We start from the raw sequence: 9,198 nt of genomic DNA, 5'->3' as shown, positions 1-9,198 counted from the left end.
GTATCAGGTCGTTTGTGAATGCGTTTCCGGACGCGCTCGATCGCGCCCGGCAAGATCATCTCGACATGGTCAAGGCATTGCGCGGCTCGCACCGCGACAAGCTTGTCGCCCTGACCCGGCGGCATCTGCAGCCGGCTCCCGAATCCTACATCAGGGATTACGAGCGCCGTTTCGGAAAAACCGATGCTTGATGACGCCACGGGGCAACTTCATTCGGCGCTGCTAACCAGCTTGATGCGCGGCGCGCTCGCTTCCATCAGGCTTCGATAGGCGGCAAGATAGTCAAGTGCCATCCGCCTCGCCGTAAACCGTGCCTCGAACTGTTTGCGGATAATACTGCGATCGAGTTGAGGCAGATTTGCGACAGCAGCGATCGCGCTGATCTCATCTTCAACGATGAAACCTGTCACCCCTTGGTTGATGACTTCAGGAACTGAGCCGCGGTTATAGGCAATCACTGGAGTGCCACATGCCATGGCTTCGATCATGACGAGACCGAACGGCTCCGGCCAGTCAATGGGAACAAGAAGTCCGATCGCGCCGCTGAGAAAGTTCGATTTTTCGTGATCGCCGATCTCACCGATATATTCGACGAGCGGATGATCGATCATCGGTCGAACGACCTCATCGTAATAATCCTGGTCGGCGCGGTCCACCTTGGCGGCGATCTTCAGTGGGATGCCGCATCGCGTTGCAATCCTGATCGCGCGATCGACGCCCTTTTCCGGCGCGATCCGGCCAAGTACCGCGAGATAGGACGGAGTAACCGGTTGGGGCGTCAAGAGCTTCTCCGGCAGGCCATGATGGATTGTGCGCAGCCAATTTGCCTGCGGCACCGGGCGCCGTTGTGCATTCGAAATCGAAATCACAGGAACGGAAGAGAACGTGTTGAAGACCGGCTGATGCTCAGGCAGATCCAGTCGGCCATGGAGGGTTGTGACGAACGGCGTTGGCTGGCGAAAGAACAGGGAAAACGGGTAGTAATCGAGATGAAAATGGAGAAAGTCGAACTCTTCATCGTCGCATTTCTGTCGAACCCGTTCCAGCATTACCATGTGGAGCGCGTTCGGGTCGCGGACCGATCCGTCGAGGCGCAGCGCTCGCGGCCATGTCGCGTCGAGTTTCGCAGATGTTTGGGAGTCGCCGCTGGCAAATAGCGTCACATCGTTTCCAAGCGCGACAAGTTCCTCCGTCAGCCAGTGTACCACCCGTTCGGTTCCGCCATAATACTTGGGTGGAACAGCCTCCGTCAGCGGAGCTACTTGCGCGATGCGCATCTACCCGTCTCCTGTTTGGTGCCATGGATGAAAAGCCCCGTGTAGCCCGGCGCAACGACGCCACGTGGGGAACGTTTCCGCATTTGCGAAGTTCCAACAACATGTGAACTTTCTTTCGCCGGGAACTTCACCTCTAGCTATTTCACGAGCGAATGGGGTCGTTTCGTGTTGAAGGCAGCGGGGACGGAACCCTGAGGCGGTGCGCCGCATTCGACCTGCAGAAGCAAAACGGGTCTGGAAATCAGGCGTCACAAAAAGGTTTGCAGCGCATGGACAACCTCTCTGGCTACGCCAATCGCCCGTTTGCTTTCGTATTGCGCTACATCAGGCGAAGGCTCGCTTCGCACGTCGTCATTTTTTCGTCCGTCGTTGCTGCGGTTGCCTGTTCCGTAGGCACCCAATACGGCGTGAAGTTCCTCGTCGATGGGCTGTCAAGCGGACCAACGCGCTCCGGCAATGTGTGGCTGGCTTTCGCTTTGCTCGTGGCGCTGATCGCGTCCGACAATTTTTTGTGGCGAATTGCGGGCTGGATTGCGAGTTTTACCTTCGTCGGCGTCACGGGTGATTTACGGCGCGATATCTTCCGTCACCTGACAGGCCACGCGCAGAGCTACTTTTCCGATCGCCTGCCTGGAATGCTCACCAGCCGCATCACCGCCACATCGAATGCGATCTATTCTGTTGAAAACATGTTCATCTGGAACGTCCTGCCGCCTTGCATTGCAACTGTTGCAGCCATTAGCCTCATCGGAACTGTAAGCTTGTGCATGTCCGCGGTCCTGATTTTCGTTGCCGGTGGGATGGTGATGGCCATGTTTCGGCTCGCTGCCGTCGGAAGGCCGCTGCACGACGATTTCGCCGACAAGGCCGCGGCGGTCGACGGAGAAATGGTCGATGTCATCAATAATATGCCCCTGGTTAGGGCATTTTGTGGACTTAGCTTCGAGCATGAACGCTTTGATGCCACCGTTAGAAGGGAACTTACGGCGCGCGGACGCAGCCTTCGGTATCTCGAAAAACTCAGGCTGACCCACGCAGCCGTGACGGTTGCACTGACAATTGCGATCCTGGCCTGGGCTATCACGCTTTGGCAGAGCAGCAGCGCGACAACCGGCGACGTCGTTCTGGTCTGCACACTCGGCCTTTCGATCCTTAATGCAACGCGTGATCTTGCCGTCGCGCTAGTCGATGTCACGCAGCATGTCGCGCGACTGACAGAGGCGCTCGCCACCTTGTTGCTTCCGCATGAGCTCTGTGACCACCCCGAGGCCGAGCCGTTGATCAAGAGCGGCGCGGCCATCGCGTTCAATAATATCTCATTTCGCTATCCGGGCGGTCTGACGGTTTTCGACAAATTCAGCCTTCGCATCCAGCCCGGCCAGCGGGTTGGGCTTGTCGGTCAATCCGGCGGCGGGAAGTCCAGCCTGTTCGTTCTGTTGCAGCGATTTTACGACGTTCAGCACGGGAACGTCACGATCGACGGCCAGGACATTTCACGCGTGACGCAGCAGAGCTTGCGCGAGGCGATTTCTGTCGTCCCGCAAGACATCTCGTTGTTCCATCGTTCGATCCTGGAAAATATTCGTTACGGCCGGCCAAACGCGACCGATGACGAAGTGTTGCGTGCAGCAATCGCGGCACGGTGCGATTTTGTCGAATCTCTCCCGGAAGGGCTTGAAACCATGGTCGGAGACCGCGGCGTTAAGCTTTCAGGCGGCCAGCGGCAGCGGATTGCCATTGCGCGTGCTTTTGTAAAGGACGCGCCTATATTGCTACTCGACGAGGCCACTGCCGCCCTCGACAGCGAATCCGAAGAGGCTATACGCGAGGCGCTGGCACGGCTGATGCGTGGGCGAACGGTGATTGCGATTGCTCATCGCCTTGCAACGCTGCGTCACTTCGACCGCGTCGTCATGCTCAAGGCGGGCAAGATTATTGAGGATGGACCGCCCGATCGTCTGATGCAAGGGCAGGGACCGTATCGCGAGCTGGTAACGCAGGAAATGAGGCGCCTTGCGAAGCACGCGGCCTGACCTGCAACACTGGAGCTCCTATTCCGAGGTTCGCAAACCATTGCGGTAACCTCAGATGCGAACCTCGGAATCAAAGAAGCTCCAGCAGATGTCTTTTGTAGTGCGGCCTTGAAGTTGGAGTTCCTATGACGAACCCGCGGCCAAACCGACAGGAACTTCAAATTCACCGCCCTAACCGTTGCGTACGTCTTTCGCTGCTAATCCAAGCGAGGTCAAATGCCAGTCGAAGCCGTCACCAGCATCACCAGCCTACGGATCACGGAAACAGTCGCAGAGTCCCCATTCTATATCCCGATGACGGGACCTGCGGCGCGGCCGCGGCGCTCGCTCAAGCATGACGATACGTTCATCGTGCTCGACAGTCACGGGGATATCGGCGCCTCCGCGGGCGGGCCCGATGGTCTGTTCAACGCGGACACGCGTTACCTGGCACGACTCGAACTGGTGCTCGACGAGGTGCAGCCACTGCTCCTGGGTTCGAATCTTCGGGACGATAATTCATCGCTCACCGTGGATCTCACCAACCCGGACGTCTATCGGCAGGGTCGTATTGTACTTCAGAAAGACGTGCTACACATCGTGCGCACCATCTTTCTCTGGCGAGGTGCAGCCTACCAGCGTATCGGCGTCCAGAACCATAGCGAACATAAGGCGAGCTTCGATTTGACGCTGCTGTTCGGCAATGATTTTGCCGACCTGTTCGAGGTGCGTGGCGAACGGCGGCCGCGCCGCGGCATCGCCTCCGGCAAATTGCTCGGCCCTTCCGAAGTCTTGCTGGAATATACCGGACTTGACGGCAGCTCCCGTACCACGGCGCTTCAGTTCGACCCGTATCCGACGCGGCTCGCGGCGAATGCGGCGACCTATCATCTCGATCTGGCACCGCGGCAGACTCATTCGCTTTTTGTCGTCGTTTCCTGCAACAAGCCTGCGACTTCAAAACAGGCGCCGTTCTTTCGCGGGCTGCTGGCTCACCGCCGTGAGATGCGCCAGCAGACCAAAGGCGCCGTCAGTATCGAAACGTCGAACAATATCTTCAACGAGGTGCTGTGTCGCTCGATGGCCGATCTCAACATCTTGATGACGGATACGCCGCAGGGTCGCTATCCCTATGCGGGAATTCCCTGGTACTCGACGACGTTCGGCCGTGATGGAATCATTACAGCGCTCCAGATGCTGTGGATCGATCCGCGCGTAGCTCGCGGAGTGCTGAAGCGGTTGGCGCTGTATCAGGCAAAAGTCGTCGATCCGCTCGCCGACGCGGCGCCGGGAAAGATCCTGCATGAAATGCGCGGAGGCGAAATGGCCGCGCTACGCGAAGTCCCGTTCGCGCAGTATTATGGCAGTGTCGATGCGACGCCATTGTTCGTTCTCCTGGCCGGCCTTTACGTTGAGCGTACCGGTGATGACGATATGCTTGCTGAACTATGGCCCGCCATCGAAGCCGCTTTGGCATGGGTCGACGGTGCCGGCGATCCGGATCGTGACGGCTTTGTCGAATATCAGCGTGCCACGGAACAGGGTCTCGCCAATCAAGGATGGAAAGATTCCTACGATGCGATCTTCCATGCCGATGGCCGGTTGGCCGAAGGCTATATCGCGCTGGCCGAAGTGCAGGGATATGTCTTTGCGGGAAAGCGGTTGGCGGCGCGCTGCGCCAGGCGGATGGGATTATGGGAACGGGCGCGGCAGCTCGAGGTCGAAGCAACCGAGCTTGCAGAGCGTTTCGAAAGTGCGTTCTGGTGCGAGGAGCTTTCCACTTACGCGCTGGCGCTTGACGGCGCCAAACAGCCGTGCCGGGTGCGCACGTCGAACGCCGGGCAGCTTCTCTTCACTGGGATCGTGCAGGAAGACCGCGCTCAACGGGTCGCTGCGGGTTTGATGCAGCCTAATTTCTTTACCGGTTGGGGCATCCGCACCGTGGCGCATGGCGAAGCGCGCTACAATCCGATGTCCTATCACGACGGATCGATCTGGCCGCACGACAATGCGCTGATCGCGCTTGGACTTGCACGTTACGGTTTCAAGCATTCGGTCGAGCAGGTGTTCAAGGCGCTGTTTGATGCGGCGACCTATATGGATCTGCGCAGGTTGCCCGAATTGTTCTGCGGCTTCCGGCGTGAGAAGGGCCGCGGGCCAACGCTGTATCCGGTCGCTTGTGCGCCGCAAGCCTGGGCCAGTGCGACGCCGTTCACTCTGCTGGAAGCGGCGCTCGGCCTCGAATTTGATGCCGACCACGGAGAAATCCGTCTGCGCAACCCGCGCTTGCCGGCCTTCCTCAACGAGGTGGTTCTTCGCGATCTGAAATTGGGGAGCTCGAGCGCGGACCTCCGGCTCAGGCGGCATGACGACGAGGTGTCGCTGGAGGTAATAAAGACGCGGGGGAGGATTCAGGTTTCCATTGCGCTATCCCGCTGACCTCCGAAAAGCCGATGTTGCCTTGATCGTCTTTGCAGACCGTCTTTAAACGAGGGAATGAAATGCGCGCCAGGATTCTACTCACGCTCGCGACCGCAGCCATTGTCAGCCTGTCCGGCCCGCATTCCTGGGCGGAGGGCGAAACAACAGCTCCCCAACTGTCCAAACAGCAAGAGACCGCTCCTGCGGCCGCGCCGAAGGAGCCGGCGCCGCCGGCTTCCGTCACCATTATCGGCGCGAGCGAAGCGCATGGGGTGCTGGGCCGGGATGTCCTAAGTCCTGCCGATGAGAATATGGGGCGCATTGTCGATGTGATCGTCGACCGTCTGGGCACGGTGCGCGCTGCGGTCATCGATTTTGGCGGCTTTCTGGGCGTGGGCAGCAGGAAAATCGTCGTCGATTGGAACGCGCTGCATTTTGGTCGCGTCGCTAACAAGAGCGACAGCATCACGCTTGATTTGACCAAGGAGCAGGTGATGGCGGCGCCCGAATACAAGGAAGGTACGCCGATGGTGGTGCTCGGCGCGGCCGGCAGTCTCGAGCCATGGCAATTTGATCACTAGAGAAATGGCGGAGTGATGGTTGCGCGCCGGTTTGCGTCCCAAAACCACGAGTCCCACGCTGAAGAGCGCGGGCAAACGGGCGGTGACAATCAAATCGCGCACGCTGAAGGCAAAGCAGTGACGGTGCACGCGGCACCCGTCCCTTCGCGCGGGAGCCTTCGCGGCCTCGACTGGTTCATCTTCTTTCTGGCCGATGTGCAAACCGGCTTCGGTCCGTTTGTCGCGGTTTATCTGACGACGCAGAAGTGGACGCAAGTCGAGATCGGCTCGGTGCTCTCGATCGGCAGCATCATTGCCCTGATCGGACAAATGCCCGGCGGGGCAATCATCGATGCGGCGAAGTCCGAGCGGCTGGTCGCAGGTCTTGCCATCGCGACGATCGGATTCAGCGCGCTGGCTTATGCGGCATGGCCGATCTATCCGGTGGTCGCCGCCGCCGCCATCCTTCATGCCGCTGCCAGTTGCGTACTTGGCCCGGCGATTGCCGCGATCAGTCTCGGTCTGGTGGGGCCTCGGGCGATCGGCGAACGATTGGGACGCAATGCGCGCTTTGCCTCGCTCGGAAATGGCGTCGCTGCGGCACTGATGGGGACGTGCGGCTATCTGCTGTCGAGCCGCGCGGTTTTCGTCGTCGCCTTCGTGCTGGCGATCCCGACCTTGTTGGCGCTGGTGCGTATCCATGAGCGGGAAATTGATGCTGCCCGTGCGCACGGATCGGTATCGCCGACGGCGCCAACCGCCAAATCGACCAGCGTCCTGGCCCTGATGCGTCAGCGTCCGCTGTTGATCTTTGCCGGCAGTATCATGCTGCTTCAATTGGCCAATGCCTCGATGCTTCCGCTCATGGCGGGTATCGTCACCACGCGATCGAGCCAGTGGGCGCCCGTCCTGATTGCGGCCTGCATCATCGTGCCGCAGGCGATCGTCGCGCTGACCTCGCCCTCGGTCGGGCTCACGGCGCAGGCATGGGGCAGGCGGCCGTTGCTTCTGTTGGCTTTTGCTGCGCTCGCGGTTCGAGGCATCCTGTTCGCAGTGGCGCATGATCCGTATCTGCTGGTCGCCGTACAAGTGCTTGATGGTATCACCGCGGCGGTGTTGAGCGTCTTGATTCCCCTGGTCGTTGCCGATGTCGCGTTCGGCAGCGGCCATTTCAATCTCGCCCAGGGCGTCGTCGGCACAGCGACCGGGATCGGCGCATCGCTGAGCACCGTGCTCGCCGGTTACGTCAGTGACAAGTTCGGCAGCAGTGTCGCATTTGCGGGGCTTGCGGCGGTTGCCGCCTTGGGCCTCGCCATCATCTGGCTGGCGATGCCGGAAACCCGGCCGCCGCAGCGAAGCTCGTGAACGTGCATTTAGGGTGTCACCGCCTTGCGGTAGAGCGCGCCGTAGCAGGCCGCCGAAATATTCCAGCTAAAAGATCGTGCCATCGCGCTCCGGCGCATCGAATAGAGGCGATCTTTCGCCATGAAGGCGGAGAACGCGCGGCGGATGCCGCCGAGGAAGGATTCCGTCGAGGGCTGCGAAAACAGGAATCCGGTTTCGCCGTCGGTAATGGTTTCGGCAAGGCCGCCGGTCTGATGGCCGATTGGAAGCGAACCGAACCTCTGAGCGTACATCTGGCTGAGGCCGCACGGCTCGAAGCGTGACGGCATCAGCGTAAAGTCGCTGCCGGCGAAAATCCGCCGCGCCTGGCCGTCATTGAAGCCGATATTGACGCCAATGGCATCCGGCCGGCGCCGATGCGCTTCGACCAATGCCTGCTCGATTTCCGGCTCTCCGCTGCCGGTGACAACGATCTGCCCGCCGGCGTCGATGATTTCGTCGGCCGCGGCCAATACGAGATCGATCCCCTTCTGGTGAACCAGACGAGCGACGAGCCCGAAGATTGGACCGCGGGACACCGCCAGCCCAAACTGATGACGGACATAATCGGAATTAGCCTGCTTGCCTTCCCAGTCGCCGGGCGCAAACTGCTGGGCCAGTTGCGCGCAGGCGCGTGGATCCCAGCTTTCGTCGATGCCGTTCAGGATGCCCGTGAGTTGTGCGGCGTCGGAGCGGCGCTGAAGCAGGCCCTCCAATCCGCAGCCGAGTTCGTGGGTGGTGATCTCCCTGGCATAGGTTTCGCTGACGGTCGTCAGGTGCGAAGCGTAAACGAGGCCGCCCTTGAGGAACGACAGTTTGTCGTAGAATTCGAGGCCGTCGATATGAAAGGAGTCCGCCGGCGCGCCGATCCGCCGCAGCGACTCTTTCGCGAACAGACCCTGGTACGCCAGATTGTGGATGGTCAGGATGGTCGGGATCTTGATCCCGCTCCATGCGAGGTAGGCTGGCACCAGCGCTGCCTGCCAGTCATTGGCGTGCACGAGGTCTGCTGCCCAATTGTTGTCCAGCTTGCCTGCCGCAAGTTCGGCAGCCACTGAGGCCAGTCGTCCGAAACGGATGTCGTTATCCGGCCAGTCGTGCCCGGCCTCGTCGCCATAGGGGTTGCCGGGCCGCTCGTACAATTGTGGACACAACACCACGTAGACGGGCAAGCCGTCCCTGGTCGACCCGAGCCCAAGCGAACAGGCCGGCATCTCCGCAAATGCCGGAGAATGGCCGATAATTTCCAGATGCGTGAATTGCTCGACAACTTCGCTGTAACCGGGAAGCAAGACCCTGACATCGGTCCAGCGCCGAAGCGCCCGAGGTAGCGCCGCTGAGACGGCAGCAAGGCCGCCGACCCGAACGAAGTCATCCATTTCCGTGGTAACGAACAGGACTCTCAAGAAAACGCCCTCGCGCGCTGCCCTTCGCTAACGTTGTCTATGCAAGATCAGTTCCAATTGTAGGCCGCTCGTTGCATGGGCGGCCGCCGCGTTGACAGTCATTCACCGCGGACCTCTCGCCGACTGTGCTTTTCCATCC

6 protein-coding genes and 1 pseudogene are annotated in these 9,198 nt (G+C 60.2%); 5 read left to right on the top strand and 2 right to left on the bottom strand.

Features of this window, described 5'->3' with window-relative positions; genetic code table 11:
* A pseudogene (locus WB528_RS03745) lies at window positions 1–191 on the top strand (GntR family transcriptional regulator); the annotation flags it as partial.
* Between the two features lie 18 nt (window positions 192–209).
* Here the strand turns inward: WB528_RS03745 and WB528_RS03740 are convergent.
* The gene (locus tag WB528_RS03740) at window positions 210–1,277 is read right to left on the bottom strand and encodes a glycosyltransferase family 4 protein (RefSeq protein ID WP_423887084.1); all 1,068 of its coding nucleotides are present in this window, start codon (window positions 1,275–1,277) and stop codon (window positions 210–212) included.
* Between the two features lie 269 nt (window positions 1,278–1,546).
* Here WB528_RS03740 and WB528_RS03735 point away from each other — a divergent pair, with 269 nt between their 5' ends.
* From WB528_RS03735 to WB528_RS03720, 4 genes are all read left to right on the top strand, one after another.
* Complete coding sequence (locus WB528_RS03735) at window positions 1,547–3,310, top strand: ABC transporter ATP-binding protein (protein ID WP_423887083.1); 1,764 nt, start codon at window positions 1,547–1,549, stop codon at window positions 3,308–3,310.
* A 216-nt stretch (window positions 3,311–3,526) separates the two neighbouring features.
* The gene (locus WB528_RS03730; RefSeq protein ID WP_423887082.1) at window positions 3,527–5,728 is read left to right on the top strand and encodes a glycogen debranching N-terminal domain-containing protein; all 2,202 of its coding nucleotides are present in this window, start codon (window positions 3,527–3,529) and stop codon (window positions 5,726–5,728) included.
* Window positions 5,729–5,790: 62 nt separating this feature from the next.
* On the top strand, window positions 5,791–6,291 hold the full coding sequence (locus WB528_RS03725) for a PRC-barrel domain-containing protein (protein WP_423887085.1): 501 nt from the start codon (window positions 5,791–5,793) through the stop codon (window positions 6,289–6,291).
* A gap of 117 nt (window positions 6,292–6,408) precedes the next feature.
* Complete coding sequence (locus WB528_RS03720; RefSeq protein ID WP_423887081.1) at window positions 6,409–7,635, top strand: MFS transporter; 1,227 nt, start codon at window positions 6,409–6,411, stop codon at window positions 7,633–7,635.
* 8 nt (window positions 7,636–7,643) lie between these two features.
* Here the strand turns inward: WB528_RS03720 and glgA are convergent, their stop codons facing one another.
* Complete coding sequence (gene glgA / locus WB528_RS03715; protein WP_423887080.1) at window positions 7,644–9,059, bottom strand: glycogen synthase GlgA; 1,416 nt, start codon at window positions 9,057–9,059, stop codon at window positions 7,644–7,646.
* Between the last annotated feature and the right edge of the window lie 139 nt (window positions 9,060–9,198).

Origin of the sequence: Bradyrhizobium sp., from assembly GCF_049586575.1 — a bacterium.
In the GTDB taxonomy this organism is placed as follows: Bacteria; Pseudomonadota; Alphaproteobacteria; order Rhizobiales; family Xanthobacteraceae; genus Bradyrhizobium.
Note: the sequence above shows the minus strand (reverse complement) of the source record. Positions and strands in the feature narration are given on the sequence as shown.